We start from the raw sequence: 17,769 nt of genomic DNA, 5'->3' as shown, positions 1-17,769 counted from the left end.
ACCATCGACCACGGTCCGCCCGGCCCGGATAGCGTGGAGAGATGGCCGCAGCAGTCCACTCCGCAACCCATGACGTCGTGATCGTCGGCGGCGGGCACAACGCTCTCGTCGCTGCCGCGTACCTCGCCCGCGCAGGAAAGTCCGTCGTCGTGCTCGAACGCCTCGACCACGTCGGCGGCGCCGCCGTCTCGGAGCGCCCGTGGGCCGGCGTCGACGCGCGCCTCTCCCGCTACTCGTACCTGGTGAGCCTGCTCCCCCGGCGCGTCATCGACGACCTCGGCCTGCGCATCGACCTCAAGCGCCGGCGGTACTCCTCCTACACGCCGGATCCGAGCGATCCCTCGCGAGGGATCCTGGTCGACACAGCGGATGCCGCGGCGACGGCCGATTCGTTCGCGCGGGTGACCGGCACCACGACCGAGGCCGAGCGGTTCGCCGCGTTCTACGACCGCATCTCCCCCGTCGCACGGCAGCTGTTCCCGACCGTGACCGCGCCGCTGCAGCGCCGGAGCGCCGTGCGCGATGCGCTGGGCGACGCCGAGCTGTGGGACGACCTGTTCGAGCGACCCCTCGGCTCGATGCTGCGCGGCGCCCTCGACAGCGACATCGCCCGGGGGATCGCGCTGACGGATGCCCTCATCGGCACGTTTGCGTCGGCCGACGATGAGACCCTGCGACAGAACCGCTGCTTCCTCTACCACGTCATCGGCGGCGGGACCGGCGACTGGGACGTCCCGGTGGGCGGCATGGGACAGGTGAGCGGCGAGCTCGAGCGGGCAGCGCGCGACGCGGGGGCCGAACTGCGCACGCACAGCGAGGTGACCTCGATCTCGCCCGACGGAGAGGTCGCGTTCGAGGGCGCTGGAGGCTCAGCGACCGTGCGTGCGCGCGCGGTGCTGAGCGGGGTCGGACCGAGCGTGCTCGCACGACTGATGGGCGATTCCGTCGCGGCATCCGCTGCCCCCGAGGGCGCGCAGGTGAAGGTCAACATGCTCCTGCGCCGGCTCCCCCGCCTGCGCGATTCGACCGTCGCGCCCGAGGCGGCGTTCGCCGGCACCTTCCACATCAACGAGACCATGACCCAGCTCGAAGCCGCCTACGACGCCGCGGTGGGCGGCAGCATCCCGAGCCCTCTGCCCGCCGAGATCTATTGCCACTCCCTCACGGACCCGTCGATTCTCGGCGCCGAGCTGCGCGCATCGGGTGCGCAGACGCTGACCCTGTTCGGTCTGCACGTGCCGCACCGCCTCGTCGAGGGCAAGGATCCGGATGCCGCACGCTCGGAACTCCTCGCGGCAGCGCAGCGCTCACTCGACTCGGTGCTGGCCGAGCCGATCGCCGACGTGGTGTTCGACGCGCCCGACGGCACGCCGTGCGTCGAGGCCCGCACGACGGCCGACCTCGAGAACTCTCTCGGGATGATCGCGGGCGACATCTTCCACGGTCCGCTGTCGTGGCCGTGGGCCGACGACGACGCGCCGCTGGAGACGCCCGCGCAGCGCTGGGGCGTCGAAACCGCACACGACCGCGTGCTGTTGTGCGGCTCGGGTGCGCACCGCGGCGGCGCGGTCAGCGGTCTCGGCGGCCACAACGCCGCGATGGCCGCGCTCGAACTCCTCGGCTGACACCGCGAACTGGTCGGCTGACGCCGGCCCGCGAGGCGCGCGGGACGCCCGGTCCCAGCCGGCGAGATCCGCTCACGGGCGCGGCGGAAGCTGGGCTACGGGCGCGGCGGAAGCGGAGGCGGCGGCGGGAAGCCCTCGTATCCGCTCGACGCGGGGTGCGCGGCATCCGTCTGCGGCGCTGTGGGCTCGGGAGCGCCGAACACGTGCGCACCCGGCGTCGGATAGCCGGTGTAGTAGGCGCCCCAGTCGGGCGATCCGTCGGGAAGCATCGGCAGCGGCGTGGCACCGTCGACGTATGTCGGCCAGGGCAGCAGCTCCTGCGGTGCGGCGACGGATGCCGGGTCCGCGACCGGAGCCGAAGGCGCGGCGAGCTGCGGGGCGACGGGTGCGACCGCGTACGGCGTGGGGTAGGGGGCGGCGGCGCGCGGCTTCTTCGGGGCGAAGAGAACGTTCACCAGCGGAATGATCGCCGTGCCGACGGCAGCGAGGATCGCAACGGCGACGGTCACCCGCCAGTAGATGTCGGGGAACCACAGGTACTCGCCGAGCATCAGCGGCACGATCAGGAGGGCGGCGAGCGCGACCACCAGGATGATCGTGACGATGGCGACCGCGCGGGTGAAGGTGGTGTCGTAGCGCTGGAACGCCTTCAGATAGAGGCGCACGTGGAGCAGCACCAGCTGCAGGATCAGCACGATGAAGAGGAACTGCACGAAGCGCGAGAAGCCACCCCACGAGTAGCGTTCCGGCAGCCAGATCATGACGGCGCCGATCAGCAGCGTGGCGATCCAGACGCCCATGCTCGCCAGGGCGAACCAGGCGGGCCGACGGGGTGCGAGGTGGGCGTCGAGGATCGTCGCGCCGGCGAACCCGACCAGCAGCAGGATCGTCAGGAACGCTCGACCCACGATGCCGTTCTGCCCGCCGATCAGCACCCAGACGACGCAGACCAGGGCCGCGGCGATGAGCGCGCCGATCGCGACCCAGATCGCCGCCCGCACGAGCGACGTAGGACCGTCGTCGGCCGCAGGCTGCGGTGCGGGTGCGTAGGGCTCAGGCGCGGTCATGACGTTCCTCTCATCGCGGGGCTCACCCGCACGCCCATCCTCGCACGCACCGGCATTGCTTGCCGAGAGAGCACGAACGACCGGTCTGCGGCCGTTTCGGCCGTGATTCGCGCCCTCCCGGCACGCCGGGTGCGGCATCCGTTTCCCTCACCGGGACCTCGGTCGCAGCATCCGTCCGCGCAGCGCTAGTGCTGCAGGAGAAATCCGCTGCGCAGGACGATACGTTGCCACTTCGTCCTGCGTGGCGGATTTCTCCTGCGTCGCGAAGGCTCGGGGTGACCGGATGCCTCAGCGCGACGGTGCGGTCAGCTGCGAGCTGCGTCGAGGATCAGATCGGCGGCGATCGCCGCGCCGGGCGGAAGCGAGCGCAAGCGAGCGCCCGTCGCCCGCGCGCGCTGCTGAACGGCGGAGTCCTGCAGCAGTTGAGCGACCTCTCGCCGGATCCTCTCCGGACCGCTCCGCGCCGAGATCGGCCGCCCCAGACCCGCTTCGCCGATGACGTCGCCGATGAGCGCCTGGTCGGCTGTGGGGTTGAGGGGCAGCACGAGAAGCGGGATGCCGTGGCTGAGCGCCTTCATCGTCGTCGAGTGTCCGCCGTGTCCGATCAGGGGCGCCGCCCCGGGAAGCACCTCGGAGTGCGGCACGTATCCGCGAACCTGCACATTCGGCGCGACGGATGCTGCTCGCAGGTCATACCCGCCGGTCGTGACGACCGCGTCGACGGGAAGACCGCTCAGCGCCTCGATGACATCGCGGTACGCCCGCCGCATCCCGGGCAGTGGCGTGGTCGAGAACGAGACGATCACGCGCGGGGTGCCGCCGGCCGGATGCTGTTCGCCGGCCGCGCCCGTCTCGGTGGTTCCCGTCCAGAAGTAGCTCTCGAACCCCGGGGCGTCCCGCGCGGGATCGAGCACCGGATCCGTCAGCAGAAGGCGCTGCGTCGCCGCGCTCCACAGGGCGCGCGGCGAGAAGCCGAGCGCACCGACGATCGCCGCGACCGGACCCCGGAGGAAGCTGCGGCGCCAGTACTCGGCGAACGTGTGCAGGAGCACGACGACCGGGACCCCACTGCGGTTCGCGCCCTTGATCAGCGCGAGCGCCATGCAGTCGACCACGACCACGTCCGGCCGGCGTTCCCGGATGAGCGCCTCCGCGTCACGGGTGAGACGCGAGCTGAGGAAGATGCGAGCGAGAGTCGGCCCGAGCGGCTGGGGTCCGCCCGACTCGTCGCGCTGCTGCGCCCACGGGGCATCGACCTCGGTGGGCGTCACCGCGGCGTCGGAGGCCGGTTCACCCGAACCCTGCGCGGCATCCGGGAGGAGGATTCCGGCGACATCGACCTCGACCCCGCGACGGCACAGCTCGCGGACGATCGCCATCGTCGGCGGCACGTTGCCACCCAGGTTCGCGCTGAGAAACAGCACCCTCATACGGAGGACTGTATCGATCCGGCGGCTGTCGATGCACTCGCGGTCGCACCGCGGTTAGCCTCGACGTATGTTCCGCGATCCGGCACCCCCCGAGCACACGTGCGGATGGTCGCCGAACTATCGGCGGACCGTCTCCAACGACGAGTGCGAGAGGTGCCGTGCGGAAGACGAGCTGATCGTCGACACGCAGCGGGCGGATCAGAAGAAGCGGGCACGGATCTACCGACCAGCGCGCGCGACCGCCGTCGACCGGCCGATGGCCGTGCCCCAGGTCACGCCGCCGAACCAGCCTCTGCTGGTTCGCCGGCGGACCTTCGTCGCACCTCTCGAAGAGATCGAGCTCGACAGCACGCACCTCCCGACGATCCCGCCGCGTCGACGCGACTGAGACGGCCCGATCAGAGGGTGGGGTCGATCGGGAAGATGACGTCCGGGTCCACGACGGCGTCCTCGATCCGGACGACGAAGTCGAGGTCCTCGACGGCGTCCTCCCCGCCGAGTCTCGCGGCGTTGGTGATGTCGGTGAGCTGGATCGACGTCATCGACACCATCGCCGCGGCGGTCCGCGCATGCAGCGCGAGCGCGCGAGCCACCTGATACTCGCGTTTGGAAGCGAGGTCGACACGGCGCACCGCGATCTTTCTCGCGACCGCGAGCTTCTCGGCGTTGTTCACCTCGGTGAACGCTCCCAGTTCGATGAGGGCGGGGTGGACCCCCGGGGCGGTGATGAGGATCATCTCGTCCTCCTTCGGTTCGAGTGATGCGGCGAAAGAGCTGGCCGTGCCGGCGACGTCGAGAGTCCAGTTCCATCGGGAACCGTCCGCGTTCAGTCCGAAAGTGTGCAGGTGCGCTCCGGCATGCGGGTTCGCTGCCGTCGGTGCGGGGTCCACGTGACCCGAGTTGCCCGACTCGCACAGCTCGTCGAGCGCCTCGACGTTGTCACCGTGCGCCGCGATGAACTTCGAGTTGTGGCAGAGGACGATCTGTCGGCCGTCGTCGAGGATCACGGCGACCCGAAGGCCGGCGGCGTCGTCAGTGGAGAGCGACACCCGACCGCCCGCGGGAGACCGGAGCACAGTTCCGAAGGGAATCGCATAGTCGATCGCGGGACCGCCGCCGGGCAGACCATGGGAGCCCTCGAGCCACCCCTGAGGGATGTCGAACTCGGAGAATGGGTTGACGAGCGTCATGACGGACCCCCTGCCGGGAAACCACCTTCACAGGTCATTGTGGTTTCCGTCCCCGGATCCCGCAATGGCCTCGCCTGCGGCGGGCTCCTCACCGAATCCCCCAGTGCCCGATGAACGACCGAAGGGCCCCGCTTCGCAGGGCCCTTCGGTCGTTCGGTGGCGAGTGAGGGACTCCGGGGCTTCGCTGCGCTCGCGCCTCCCCGAATCCCCATTCGTCACAAAGAAGAAGGGCGCCCCTTTCGGGGGCGCCCTTCTTCTTTGTGGCGAGTGAGGGATTCGAACCCCCGAATGCTGAGCAGTCTGATTTACAGTCAGATCCCTTTGGCCGCTTGGGTAACTCGCCAGGCGCACCCGTCCGACTTTCGCAGACGACCGGAGGCGCGATCCACAATCATACGCTGTGCGAGGCAGTGCTCGAAATCGAAAGAGCGACCGTCAGGATCAGGTGCCGATGCGGTCCAGATCCAGCGACTCGAGCGAGGCCGCCGTGCGCAGGAGCGCCCCCTCGAACCGGCACGTGGCGGCCGCGACATCCATCGCCGAGGCCAGTACCGCGGCCCACTCCTCCTCGCTCGACGGCGCGCTCTCGGCGAGCGCGGCGACCGCTGCGGCGAACGCCGCGTCGCCCGCACCCATCGTGTCGACGATGCGCCCGGGCAGGTTCGAGATCGGGTGCGTGACGACGACCTCTCCCGCCTCGACCGTCGCACCCGACGCGCCCTGCGTCGCGAGGACCGCACCGACACCGAGGTCGACGAGCCGTGCCCGCAGCGCGTCGAGGGTCTCTCCGTACAGGAGTTCCGCGTCGTCCTCGCCGATCTTCACGAGCGCCGCGCCCGCCGCGAGCCGCTCGAATCCCCGCACGAACTCCTCGGAATCGCGCATCATCCCCGACCGCGGGTTCGGGTCGATCGCGAGGGCGGCCCCCGCTGCCGAGATCGCCTCGGCCAGCTCATCCGTCTGCGCGGTGTCGTCGAACGCGAAGCAGCTCACGACGACGAGCGCGGCATCCGCCATCGCCGCCCGCTCGCGTTCGCCGAAGCGGATACGGCGCTGCTGCGATGCGTCGTTGAAGACGTACTCAGGCTCTCCGCCGCCGGTGCGCGTGCTCACAGCGCGGGCCGTGCCCAGTGGCGACGGCGTCTCGATCAGCTCCACACCGTAGTCGGCGAGGTAGGAGCGGATGTGCGAGCCGGGCTCGTCGTCGCCGACCATCGCGATGAGCGTGGCGGGAACTCCGAGCCGCGTGAGTCCGACCGCGACGTTGAGCGCGGCGCCGCCGACGAACTCCCGCACGCCGTGGTCGTCGCGCAGCTCGTCGATGAGCGCATCGCCCACCACGACGACGCGGGTCATCGGCGGACCTCCGCGTTCTCGAGCACCCGACCGACGAATGCCTCGGCGCGCCGGCGGGTGCCGTCGATGCGCAGATCGACGCTCGCGCGGATCTCGCTGGGAGCGAGCGGCGGGGCGAGCCGCACGTTCTCATGGCACGACAGGTCGGTGCAGATGTAGGTGCCGATGCTGTCGCCGTGCTCCCCCGCGACGCCCGCGCGCCGTGCAGTGAAGAGCGCGACCTGATCGGCCGGCTGCATCGTGTGGCACAGATTGCACATCGCCGACCGCGCGCCGGACCGGCCCTCGGCCGCGCGCAGCACGACGCCGCGCGGTTCGCCGTCCACCTCGGTGATCACGTAGCCGCGTCCGCGCGTGCGCGGATCGCGCCACGCGAAGAAGTCGAGGTGATCCCAGTCGGTGAGCATGAAATCGGTCGGCAGGGCGACGATCCGCAGTTCGTCCGGTGAGGCGTTCACAAACGATGAACGCACGTCGTCTTCGGTCAGTGGGCGCATGGCACCTCCTCGCGACCCCAGTCTACGAACGACGGCCGATCCCGGTACCCCTGGCCGGACGGAACGGATGCCGCGTCCCGCCGCGAGGCGCGGGACGCGGCATCCGTCACCGTGTCAGGCCGACGCTGCCGGCTCCACGGCGTCGTCGCGCTCGAGCGCCTCGTCACCGGCGCTCGCCCCGCGCTCGCGGATGAGGAACCCGAAACCGAAGGCGACGAAGAACATCAGCACCCCGTAGACCGCGGCGGGGAGGCTGAGCTCCGTCGACATGAGCACCGTCTGCGCGATGACGATCGCCAGGGTCGCGTTGTGGATGCCGATCTCGAACGACGCCGCGATGGCCTGACGCTTGCCGACCTTCAGCAGGCGGGGAACCAGGTATCCGACGGTGAGGCTGATGAGGCAGAACACGATCGTGATGAGCGACAGGCGCGCGAAGTTCTCGACGAGGAGCGTCCAGTTCGACGCGACCGCCCCCGCGATCACGACGACCAGGATGACGACCGACGCGATGCGCACCGGCTTGTCCATCGCCTTCGCGAACGCCGGCCACAAACGTCGCACCACCATGCCGATCGCCACCGGGACGAGGACGATCGCGAACACCTCGAGCACCTTCGCCCACTGCATCCCGAGCTCGTCGTCGAACGGGTCGAAGTACGCGATCGCGAAGTTGGTGATGAGCGGAAGGGTGATGACCGAGATCACCGAGTTCACGGCGGTGAGGGAGATGTTCAGGGCGACATCGCCGCGGAACAGGTGGCTGTAGAGATTGGCGGTGGTTCCTCCGGGCGACGCCGCGAGCATCATCATGCCCACGGCGAGCACCGGGGGAAGCTGGAAGGCCAGCACGAGCCCGAAGCAGATGGCGGGCAGGAGGATCAGCTGGCACAGCAGTGCCACGATCACCGCCTTCGGCTGCTTGAGGACTCGCGCGAAGTCTCCGAGAGTGAGGCTCAGTCCGAGCCCGAACATGATGATCCCGAGGGCCACGGGAAGGCCGATGGTGGTCAACGCTGACATGGCACTCAGTGTGCCGGATGCCGCGACCCCGTGTCACGCGATGTGGAGAACCTCAGCCCTCCCTGACCTCCTCGGCCGGAGTCGTCTCGTCGCCGTCGACGACACCGCGCGACACCTCGGCGGTCTCGACGGGCTGGACCGGCGCGGGAGCCGCGACCCCCGGCAGCGCCCACACGGCGAAGGCGGGGCCGTCGGCCGACAGCAGCACGGCGCCGTCGTCGGCCACCGCGAGCGTCGCGTCGCCGAAGAGCGCGGTCGCGGCGGCGGCGCCTGGCACCGCGCCGGCGTCGAGCGCGGCATCCGCATCTCCTCGGCTGGCGAGCACGAGCAGCGTCTCGTCCGCGGACTCGCGCACGAAGACCACGGTCTCGTCGTCGGTGTGCACCCACCGGAACCCGCCCGACTGCAGGGCGGGATGAGCGCGGCGCAGGGCGATCAGGTCGCGATACAGGGCGATGCGCTCCGCCGCGGCCGGCTCACTCTCGGTGCCCCACGGCATCGGGGTGCGGCTCTCCTCGCCGTCGGCGCCGATGAGCCCGAACTCGTCGCCGGCGAACACGACCGGCAGACCCGGCATGGTGAGCGACAGGCCGACCGCCACCGGGATCGCGCCCGGCGCGGCGTTGGTCGCGAACCGTGCCGTGTCGTGCGTGTCGAGCGGCTGCATGTTGCCCAGGCGCACGCGCCACGGGATGCCGGCGGTGAACCGCGTCACGGCGTCGGCGAACTCGCCCGCCGTGTAGCGCGGGATGCCGCCGATCGGCTGGCCGAAGAACCACGACTCGGTGAGCTCGGCCCCGTCCGCATCGAGGTAGGGCACGCCGGTCGGCTCGCTCAGCCAGCCCCACACCGGACGGGTGAACGACGGATACGTCATCGCACCGTGCCAGCCGTCGCCCTGCAGGTCGCTCGCGGCGTCGTTGGTCGACTCCCCCAGCAGGATCGCGTCGGGGTTGATGCGCAGCATCGTCTCGCGCAGCAGCTGACGAACCTCGGCGTTGAGGTCGACGTCGCCGAGGCGTCCGGTCATGTTCGCCACGTCGATGCGCCACCCGTCGGCGTTGTACGGCGGCTTGAGCCACTTCGCCACGACCGAATCGTCGCCCGAGACGAACCGGCGACGCAGCTCCTCCGACGACCAGTCGAACTTCGGCAGGCTCGCATAGCCGAGCCATGACACGTACTCGGTGTTGCCTTCGTCGGTGAAGTAGTAGAACTCCTCCTCGGGGGCGCCCGGGGTGCCGAACGCGCTGCGGAACCACTCGTGACTGTCACCCGAGTGGTTGCTGGTGAGGTCGCCGATGACGCGGATGCCGCGGGCGTGCGCCGCCTCGACGAGGCGCACGTACGCCTCGTCGCCGCCGAGCAGCGGGTCGATGCGCTCGAAGCTGCCCGCGTCGTAGCGGTGATTCGACTCGGCCGGGAAGACCGGCGTGAGGTAGAGGAGGTTCACGCCGAGGGACACGAGATGGTCGAGCTTCTCGATGACGCCGTCCAGGTCGCCGCCGTAGAACTGCTGCGAGCGGGCCGGCATCACGGGGTCGACCGGGTCGGACCACTGCGCGGGGATCGCCCAGTCCGGCGTCGGGTGGGTGTCGGCCTGCGCCGAGCGGGCGAAGCGGTCGGGGAACACCTGGTACAGCACGGCCTCGTTCAGCCACGCGGGCGGCGCCGGGTAGGCCACGAGGGCGAAGTCCTCGGCGTCGAGCGTCTCGATGCGGTGCACGCCGGTCTGATTCAGCCACTCGACGCGGCCGTCCTCGTGCCGCAGCATCCACCGGTAGCCGTGTCGCGGGTTCCGCACGGTGAGCGGCGCCTCCCACCAGTCCCATCCGTTCGCCGCGCCGATGCGCGTGGCATCGGTCCACTCGGGTTCGTGATCGGGGTTCGAACGCGTGCGGACGGCGCTCAGCGGGCCGTATCCGGCGGGCACGCGCAGGCGCACGTGCACGACGTCTCCGAGGGCGGGGGCGAGCTCGGAGACGTGCAGCGCCGATCCGTCGTGGTGCGGGGCGAGGGGCATGGCAGGCCTTTCAAGGACGATCGGCAGCGCGCGCCGCCGAGTGTGCGACGTGGTTGCACGGCCGTGGCCATGACAGAGCCCTCGAATTGTGTTGGATCCAGGATGCCGCGAGCCGCGGCATCCGTCTACTTGACGCTGCCCGCGATCAGACCGCCGGCGATGTAGCGCTGGAGCAGGAGGAACAGGATCATCACCGGCAGGGCGGCGAGCACCGCACCGGCCGCGAAGATGCCCCAGTTCTGCGACTGGAAGCCCGAGATCAGCTGGAAGAGCCCGATCGCGAGGGTCTGGTCCTTCGGATCGGTCAGCAGCACGCTCGCGATCGCGAACTCGCCGATGAAGCCGATGAAGCTCAGCAGGCCGATGACGGCGAGGATCGGCGTGATCAGCGGGAGCATGATCGTGAAGAACACGCGGGCGTGCCCGGCGCCGTCGATCTTCGCCGCCTCGTCGATCGCGGTCGGGATCGTGTTGAAGAACCCGTACATCAGGAAGATGTTCACGCCGAGGGCGCCGCCGAGGTACACCATGATCAGGCCGGCGTGGGTGCCGAGGCCGATCGCCGGGAAGACGTCGGTGATCCAGATCATCGTGAGGAAGATCGCGACGATCATGAGGAGCTGGGGGAACATCTGCAGGATCAGCAGCGACAGCAGTCCCGTGCGCCGGCCACGGAAGCGCATGCGCGAGAACGCATACGCGCCCATGGCGCACAGCAGCACGGTCGCGAGGCTCGAGAGGACCGAGATGACCAGCGCGTTCCAGTACCAGGTGAGGTAGATGCCCTCGTCGCGCGTGAGGATCTCGATGTAGTTGTCGAGCGAGAACGCGCGGAACAGCTGATTCGAGCCGGTCAGGGTGCCGATCGGGTTCAGCGACGCCGAGAGTACGTAGGCCAGCGGCAGCAGGGCGAAGACGATCGCCGCGATCCCGACGAGATGGCGCCATCCCTTGTCGACGAACCACCTGCCGAACGGCTGACGCCGCTCGCCCTTGACGTGCTTAGGCGGCTTGGGGGGCTTCGCCGCGAGGTCGGCGATGCCGGCCATGGTGGTCACGCCGTCGGCGCGACCCATGCGGTTCTCGAGGAGCTGATCCTCTTTGATCTGGCGGTCGATGGAGTCGGACATCAGTGCAGATCCTCCAGTGACTTCGTCGATCGGAAGGAGATGGCGGCGATGATCGCGACGACGATGAAGATCAGGATCGACAGGGCGCTCGCCAGGCCGTAGTCACGACCGCCGCCGCTTCCGAACGCGATCTTGTAGACCATCGTGATCATGATGTCGGTCGCGCCGATGGGCAGCGTCGTATCGGGGAACCTCGGATTGCCGCCGGTGAGCATGAAGATCACCGCGAAGTTGTTGAAGTTGAACGCGAAGGTGGCGATCAGCAGCGGAGCGACCGCGACGAACAGCAGCGGCAGCTTGATGGAGCGGAAGATACGCCAGGCACCCGCGCCGTCCATCTTGGCGGCCTCGATGACATCGTCGGGCAGCGACTGCAGCGCACCCGTGCACACCAGGAACATGTAGGCGTAGCCGAGCCACATGTTCACCAGCAGCACGCTCAAGCGCGCCAGCCACGGATCGCTCAGCCACGGGATGTTCGCACCGCCCAGGAGCACCTCGTTGATGAAGCCGAACTCCTGATTGAGCATGCCCGCCCAGACCAGACCGGTGAGGTAGGTCGGGAACGCGTACGGGAGGATCACCAAGATGCGGTAGATCTTCTTTCCGCGCAGCGTCGGGTGGTTGAAGACGATGGCGAGGAAGAGGCCGAGCGCGAAGCAGAGGATCGTCGAGAGGAAGGCGAAGGCGAACGTCCAGATGGTGACCCGGATCAGGGGATCGCGGATCTGCTCGTTCGTGAAGGCGTACGCGTAGTTGTCCCAGCCGATCACGACCCGCCAACCGGGTGTCAGGGCCTGGCCGTCCTCCGCCCGGAAGTTGCCCTCGCCGTCGTCGGCATAGACGACACCGGTCTCGGTGTTCGTGAAGGCGTCGGCCGCCTCGTCGTACTCGAGGGTCGAGGTGAAGACGAACGCGGTCGTCCCGTCGGGCGTGCGGAGGGTGCCGTCGTTGATGTCGTCCGACACCGGGACGTTGAGCGCGAGGACTTCGTCCTGGAAGCGCAGCACCTGGTTGAGGTTGAGCTTGTCCCAGCCGTCGGGCGCGCTCGAGGCGTCCTCGAGCGGCTGCTCGTTGGTGCCGAAGGCGGTGCCGCCGCCGGGCTCGGCGACGAGCATGCCGAACTGATCGGCCTGCTTGTAGACCTCGACCGCGTAGGCGGGAGAGTCGGGAACGCGCTCCTGCGACGTGCGCACGATCTGCGCGATGGCATCTTCCTTGGTGCTGTTGTGCGCGTCGCCGTAGTTCGTGAACGAGATGTAGCCCGTATAGAAGATGACGAAGACCTGGAAGATCGCGAGGAAGAAGAGGCCGGGGGTGAGGTACTTGGCCGGCAGCACGCCGGGCTTCAGGTAGATGTAGTTGACCAGGCCCACGACGGCGAGGAGCAGTGCCGCGGCGACCCAGTCGCCCTTGCCGATGAGGACGTACAGTCCGAAGATCGCGAGGGCGTCGATGATGCCGAGCAGCACCACCTTGATGACGAGGGCGAGGATGCCGCCGCTGGTCAGCTTGCGCTGCGGTCCGAACTCGGGCGCTCCGCCTCGGGGCCTCTTCGGCGGGGTGTTCGCGGGCGGTGCCTCTGTCTTCACGTCGGCCATGGACGCTCCCTCATCGCAGTGTCAGGGTCAGGTTATGAGGATGGGCGGGACTCCCGGAAGAGTCCCGCCCATCTTTTTGGACGACTCGACTCAGCCGTCGATGCTCGCCTGGACGTTGGCCGCAGCCTTGGTCCAGATCTCGGCGGGCTCGCCGCCTTCGCCCTTGATGATCTGCAGCTCGGCGTTGCCCCAGTCGGACCACACCGAACCCATCTCGGGGATGGCGGGCATCGGGGCGCCGGTCTGGCCGATCGCACCGAACGCCGCGACGTCGGGGTCGTCAGCCGAAGCAGCCTCGTACGCCGAGATGAGTGCCGGCGGGCGTCCGCCGACCTCGAACAGGCTCAGCTGAGCCTCTTCGGTGCTGAGATAGTTGACGATGTAGTTCGTCGCCGCGAGCGCGTTGGTCGACTTGCTCGAGAGGAAGAACGCGTTGACACCGACGAAGGGCTTGGCCTCCTCGCCACCGGCGCTCGGGAGCGGGTCGATGGCGTAGTTGATGCCGGCCTCGGCGATCGCGGGGATGTTCCACGGTCCGGTGAGGTAGTACGGCGACTCGCCCGCGAGGAAGAACTCGCGTGCCTTGTCGCCGTCGATGTTCGCGTTGAAGACACCGGTGCCCGCGGCACCCTGGGTGCCGAGCCACGTGGCGAACTCCTGGCCGGCCTCGTCACCGAGGACGAGCTGCGACGAGTCGTAGCTGCCGTCGGCGTTCTGGGCGAAGACCGCCGAGCCGAACGACGTCTGGAAGGGGTACAGGTGGTACGGGTCGCCCTGCTCCGGCGACAGGCCGACGAGGAACGGGTAGGTCGTGCCGGCAGCCTTGCCGTTCGCGATGACCTCGTCGTACGTCTCGGCCGGGTCGGCGACCAGGTCGACGTTGCGCACCAGCGCGACGTTCTCGACCGAGTACGGCACGCCGTAGACCTTGCCGTCGTACGTGACGGCGGCGAGGGATGCCTCGCTGAAGCCGTCGGCGACGTCACCGAGCTCGAGCGGCGCGACCACACCTGCGGCGTAATAGGCGCCGAGCTTGTCGTGGGGGCTGACGATCACGTCGGGGCCCTTGCCGGTGGGGACCTGGCTGATGAAGTCCTGGTCGACCGTGGCGAAGTCCTTGGTCACGAGCTTGACCTCGATGCCGGTCTCCTCCGTGAACTGCTTGGAGATCGGCTCGAGCGCGGGCTTGCGCTCGATGTCGACCCAGACAGTGATGGGGGTCGTGTCCTCGTTGTCGCCGCCGTTGTCGCCGTTGTCTCCGCCGCCGCTCGCGCAGCCGGAGAGAACGAGCGCGCTGCCCGCGATGAGCGCGCTGATCGCGAGTGCGCTCTTCTTGTTCACCTTCATCGGTGTGTGCCTCTCTGAAGTGCTGGTGGGATCCGAACCGGCCTCAACCGGCGCGGGAGCACCATGAAGGCCGTTCTTCAGCTCGCAGAAACTGCAAGCGCTTACATTGTTACCACGACGGCGCGGAAAATCAAGCCACGATTGAGGGATTCGATACGCGTTCGTGATCTGCGAATATCGCGGATCCCCCGCGAAACGCCCAGTTCTGCAAACGCTTCCAAGCTGGACGGATGCTTCGTCGCCTTTCGGGGCCCGGATAGAATGCCGCCATGGCTGATTCTTCTTTCGACATCGTCAGCAAGGTCGATCACCAGGAGGCGGAGAACGCGCTCAACCAAGCACGCAAAGAGATCGAGCAGCGCTACGACTTCAAGGGCACCGGTGCGTCCGTCGAGTGGAGCGGCGAGTCCGTGCTCATCAAGGCGAGCACCGAGGAGCGCGCGAAGGCCGTTCTCGATGTGTTCCAGTCGAAGCTCATCAAGCGCGGCATCTCGCTGAAGAGCCTCGAGTCGGGCGAGCCCTTCGCCAGCGGCAAGGAGTTCCGGATCGTCTCCACGATCAAGGACGGCATCTCGTCCGAGAACGCGAAGAAGATCTCCAAGATCATCCGCGACGAAGGCCCCAAGTCGGTCAAGTCGCAGATCCAGGGAGACGAGCTGCGCGTGCAGTCGAAGTCGCGCGACGACCTGCAGGAGGTTCAGCGCCTCCTGAAGGCCGCCGACCTCGACGTCGACCTCCAGTACGTCAACTACCGCTGACGGTGGCCACCCCCGTCACGTATCAGCGCAACGCGCTCGCCCCGGGCATCCTGGCCGCGATCGCGCTGTTCCTGGCTCCGCTCCTGATGGAGACCGACTGGTTCCTGTTCGTGCGGTTCGTGGTGTCGATCCTGGCGCTCATCGTCGCGTGGTTCGCCGGCCAGGCTCGGCAGTGGTGGTGGATCCCGGTCTTCGCCGCGATCGCCGTGGTGTGGAACCCGATCTTCCCGTTGCCGTTCTCGGGTCCGGTGTGGATCGCCGCTCAGGCCGCCGGGGCGATCGTCTTCCTCATCGCCGGCGCCACGATCAAGGTCGCGCGGGCCTGACCGGAAGCGGATGCCGCGGCACGAGGCATCCGCTCGTCCACTGCTCGAGCAGCCGGTAGGCCTCGGCCCGCGGTTCGGTGCGGGAGAGGAACACGTCGTGGATCGCGCCGTCGATGCGCGCAACGGTCACGAGGGAGCCGATCCGCGTCGCGCTGCGCGCGATGTCGTCCACCACGAGGACCGAGTCGGCCGACGTCATCGCCTCGTCCCACGCGACCGGCGGCGCCGACCGCGTCGACAGCAGCACCAGCGCGGGACAGCCGACGTCGATTCCCGCAGCCACGCGACGATGCCCGTCCAGGACCGCGGCGAGCCAGCCCGGACGCGTGATGAAGCCGCGCTCGGGGCGCCACTCGGGCTTGTCGATCCCGAGCGGCAGCACTCCGATCTCGGTCTGGGCGCGCGTGTAGAAGCCGAGATCGACGGGCGGCTGGCTGCCGCGCGGATCGAAGCGGGCGCGCGCGTGGACCAGCGGGGCGATGGCCTGGCGACCGATCGCGCCCAGCTGCAGCTCGAGCCACGGACTGTTGAGCACCAGCGCGGTCGCCCGGCCCCGATGGCGCGCCGCCCACAGTGTCAGCGTCAGCCCGCCCGTGGAGTGACCCAGCAGCACGAGGCGACGCGGAGATGCGGCATCCGCTCCGTGCCCCATCTCGGAGAGCGCCGCCTCGATGTCGGCGTCGTAGTCGTCGAGCGCGTCGACGTAGCCGGGCGCTTGGCCGGGTCGAAGGCTGCGTCCGTACCGACGCAGGTCGAGGGCGAAGAAGCGGGCACCGAGGCCGTTCCAGAACCGGGCGAGCTCGACCTGGAAGAAGTAGTCCGACCAGCCGTGCACGTAGAGGACGTCGACATCGCGCAGCGGCTGCCACCACGACGCGAGAGGGCTCGGGATGCTGCGCACGAGCGTCGCGACGAGGGGCCCGGTCTCGCCCTCGATGCCGAGGTCGAGCGTGAGCTGCTCGAACGGCTTCCCGAGGACGTCGGGGATCCACTCGGCAGCCATGGGCTCAGCCTAAGCGCGCTCAGTCGCGCGAGATCGAGACCATCTCGTCGCGCGGCACGACCTTGATGCGGGCGCGGCCGTGCGGCGCGCCGAGCGCCACCTCGTGCTCGTCGAGGCGGTGCCAGCCGTCGAGGTCGGTCCAGATGACTCCGCGCTCGGCGAGGAGTGCCGGGATGGCGTCCTCCGACGGGTCCTCGGGCGTCCACCACGAGCCCTGGTCGTTGATCAGGTGACGGACCGTCTCCATCGCGTCGGACTTGGTGTGACCGATGAGGCCGACCGGCCCGCGCTTGATCCAGCCGGTCGCGTACACGCCCGACACCCGCTCGTTGGAGTCCTTGTGGAGCGCCTGACCCTCGTGGTTGGGAATCACGCCGTGGCGCTTGTCGAACGGCACGCCCGGCAGCGGCGACCCGAAGTAGCCGACCGCGCGGTAGATCGCCTGGATCGGCAGCTCGCGCGTCTCGCCGGTGCCGACGACGCCGCCCTCGCCGTCGGGACGCGTGCGCTCGTAGCGGAACGACGACACCCGGCCCTCGGCATCCTTCACGACCTCCAGCGGCTTGGCGTAGAAGTGCAGGTGGAGACGGCGCGACGCCGATCCGCCGGCGTTGTTGACCGACTCCCGCTGACGCCACGACTGCAGCACGCGGTCGATCACGAGCACCTGCTTGTTGCTCGCGATGGCGGCCTTCGACGCCTCGTCGTAGTCGAAGTCCTCGTCGTAGACGACCAGATCGACGTCGCGCAGCTCGCCGAGTTCGCGCAGTTCGAGCGGTGTGAACTTCACCTGAGCGGGGCCGCGCCGGCCGAAGACGTGCACGTCGGTGACGTTCGAGGCGACGAGGCCCGCGTGGACGTTGTCGGGGATCTCTGTGGGGAGAAGGTCCTCGGCGTGCTTGGCGAGCATGCGCGCCACGTCGAGCGCGACATTGCCGTTGCCGATGACCGCGACCGACTCCGCATCGAGCGGCCACTCGCGCGGCACGTCGGGGTGGCCGTCGAACCAGCTCACGAAGTCGGCGGCGCCGTACGAGCCGACGGCGTCGATGCCGGGGATGTCGAGGGAGGTGTCGCGGATGGCGCCGGTCGCGAAGATCACAGCGTGGTAATGGTTCTTGAGGTCTTCGAGCGTGATGTCCTCGCCGAAGCGCACGTTGCCGAAGATGCGGATGTCGCCACGGTCGAGCACCTCGCGGAGAGCCGTGATGATCCCCTTGATGCGCGGGTGATCGGGGGCGACGCCGTAGCGCACGAGTCCGTACGGGGCGGGCAGCTGCTCGAAGAGATCGATCGAGACATCGAACTTGCGCTCGGCCTTGAGCAGGATGTCGGCCGCGTAGATGCCTGCCGGGCCCGCGCCGACGATCGCCAGTCGGAGCTTGGTCATGGA

16 protein-coding genes and 1 tRNA gene are annotated in these 17,769 nt (G+C 68.9%); 4 read left to right on the top strand and 13 right to left on the bottom strand.

What is annotated here, in order from left to right; translation table 11 throughout:
• The first annotated feature begins 41 nt into the window (after window positions 1-41).
• Window positions 42-1,625 carry a phytoene desaturase family protein gene (locus tag OL358_RS09430; protein ID WP_264709719.1) on the top strand — a complete coding sequence of 528 codons (1,584 nt, stop codon included), beginning with the start codon at window positions 42-44 and terminating at the stop codon, window positions 1,623-1,625.
• A gap of 95 nt (window positions 1,626-1,720) precedes the next feature.
• Here OL358_RS09430 and OL358_RS09425 read toward each other — a convergent pair whose 3' ends face one another.
• Window positions 1,721-2,692, bottom strand: coding sequence for a hypothetical protein (locus OL358_RS09425; RefSeq protein ID WP_264709718.1), 972 nt, complete (start codon window positions 2,690-2,692; stop codon window positions 1,721-1,723).
• Window positions 2,693-2,997: 305 nt separating this feature from the next.
• Complete coding sequence (locus tag OL358_RS09420; RefSeq protein ID WP_264709717.1) at window positions 2,998-4,122, bottom strand: glycosyltransferase; 1,125 nt, start codon at window positions 4,120-4,122, stop codon at window positions 2,998-3,000.
• Window positions 4,123-4,189: 67 nt separating this feature from the next.
• Between OL358_RS09420 and OL358_RS09415 the strand changes: the two genes are divergently transcribed.
• On the top strand, window positions 4,190-4,510 hold the full coding sequence (locus OL358_RS09415; RefSeq protein WP_264709716.1) for a hypothetical protein: 321 nt from the start codon (window positions 4,190-4,192) through the stop codon (window positions 4,508-4,510).
• Window positions 4,511-4,520: 10 nt separating this feature from the next.
• Here OL358_RS09415 and OL358_RS09410 read toward each other — a convergent pair whose 3' ends face one another.
• The 9 genes from OL358_RS09410 to OL358_RS09370 all read right to left on the bottom strand — a co-directional run bounded on the left by OL358_RS09410 (window position 4,521) and on the right by OL358_RS09370 (window position 14,289).
• Complete coding sequence (locus OL358_RS09410; RefSeq protein WP_264709715.1) at window positions 4,521-5,312, bottom strand: M23 family metallopeptidase; 792 nt, start codon at window positions 5,310-5,312, stop codon at window positions 4,521-4,523.
• A gap of 261 nt (window positions 5,313-5,573) precedes the next feature.
• Window positions 5,574-5,655, bottom strand: a tRNA-Tyr gene (locus OL358_RS09405).
• Between the two features lie 98 nt (window positions 5,656-5,753).
• Complete coding sequence (locus OL358_RS09400) at window positions 5,754-6,668, bottom strand: PfkB family carbohydrate kinase (protein WP_264709714.1); 915 nt, start codon at window positions 6,666-6,668, stop codon at window positions 5,754-5,756.
• Window positions 6,665-7,165, bottom strand: coding sequence for an FBP domain-containing protein (locus OL358_RS09395; protein ID WP_264709713.1), 501 nt, complete (start codon window positions 7,163-7,165; stop codon window positions 6,665-6,667). Before OL358_RS09395 ends, OL358_RS09400 begins: the two co-directional genes overlap by 4 nt.
• Window positions 7,166-7,279: 114 nt before the next feature.
• A complete protein-coding gene (locus OL358_RS09390; RefSeq protein ID WP_264709712.1) occupies window positions 7,280-8,188 on the bottom strand; it encodes a bile acid:sodium symporter family protein in 909 nt (302 codons plus the stop codon).
• A gap of 52 nt (window positions 8,189-8,240) precedes the next feature.
• Window positions 8,241-10,211, bottom strand: coding sequence for a glycoside hydrolase family 13 protein (locus tag OL358_RS09385; RefSeq protein ID WP_264709711.1), 1,971 nt, complete (start codon window positions 10,209-10,211; stop codon window positions 8,241-8,243).
• 125 nt (window positions 10,212-10,336) lie between these two features.
• Window positions 10,337-11,341 carry a sugar ABC transporter permease gene (locus OL358_RS09380; protein ID WP_264709710.1) on the bottom strand — a complete coding sequence of 335 codons (1,005 nt, stop codon included), beginning with the start codon at window positions 11,339-11,341 and terminating at the stop codon, window positions 10,337-10,339.
• On the bottom strand, window positions 11,341-12,942 hold the full coding sequence (locus tag OL358_RS09375) for an ABC transporter permease subunit (protein WP_264709709.1): 1,602 nt from the start codon (window positions 12,940-12,942) through the stop codon (window positions 11,341-11,343). Before OL358_RS09375 ends, OL358_RS09380 begins: the two co-directional genes overlap by 1 nt.
• Window positions 12,943-13,032: 90 nt before the next feature.
• Complete coding sequence (locus OL358_RS09370; RefSeq protein WP_264709708.1) at window positions 13,033-14,289, bottom strand: maltose ABC transporter substrate-binding protein; 1,257 nt, start codon at window positions 14,287-14,289, stop codon at window positions 13,033-13,035.
• Between the two features lie 269 nt (window positions 14,290-14,558).
• Here OL358_RS09370 and OL358_RS09365 point away from each other — a divergent pair, with 269 nt between their 5' ends.
• Window positions 14,559-15,047 (top strand): YajQ family cyclic di-GMP-binding protein, encoded by a 489-nt coding sequence (locus tag OL358_RS09365; RefSeq protein WP_264709707.1) that lies wholly within the window; start codon window positions 14,559-14,561, stop codon window positions 15,045-15,047.
• Window positions 15,044-15,373: a DUF6804 family protein gene (locus OL358_RS09360; RefSeq protein WP_413631505.1), complete on the top strand. Its 330-nt coding sequence runs from the start codon at window positions 15,044-15,046 to the stop codon at window positions 15,371-15,373. The genes OL358_RS09365 and OL358_RS09360 overlap by 4 nt, the downstream gene beginning before the upstream one ends.
• On the opposite strand, the gene OL358_RS09355 is transcribed toward OL358_RS09360, so the two are convergent.
• A complete protein-coding gene (locus OL358_RS09355) occupies window positions 15,354-16,376 on the bottom strand; it encodes an alpha/beta hydrolase (RefSeq protein WP_264709705.1) in 1,023 nt (340 codons plus the stop codon). The two genes, OL358_RS09360 and OL358_RS09355, sit on opposite strands and share 20 nt — an antisense overlap.
• Before the next feature lie 19 nt (window positions 16,377-16,395).
• Window positions 16,396-17,766 (bottom strand): FAD-dependent oxidoreductase, encoded by a 1,371-nt coding sequence (locus OL358_RS09350; RefSeq protein ID WP_264709704.1) that lies wholly within the window; start codon window positions 17,764-17,766, stop codon window positions 16,396-16,398.
• Window positions 17,767-17,769: the final 3 nt, after the last annotated feature.

This window comes from Microbacterium sp. SSM24 (genome assembly GCF_025989145.1).
Taxonomy (GTDB): Bacteria; Actinomycetota; Actinomycetes; order Actinomycetales; family Microbacteriaceae; genus Microbacterium.
Note: the sequence above shows the minus strand (reverse complement) of the source record. Positions and strands in the feature narration are given on the sequence as shown.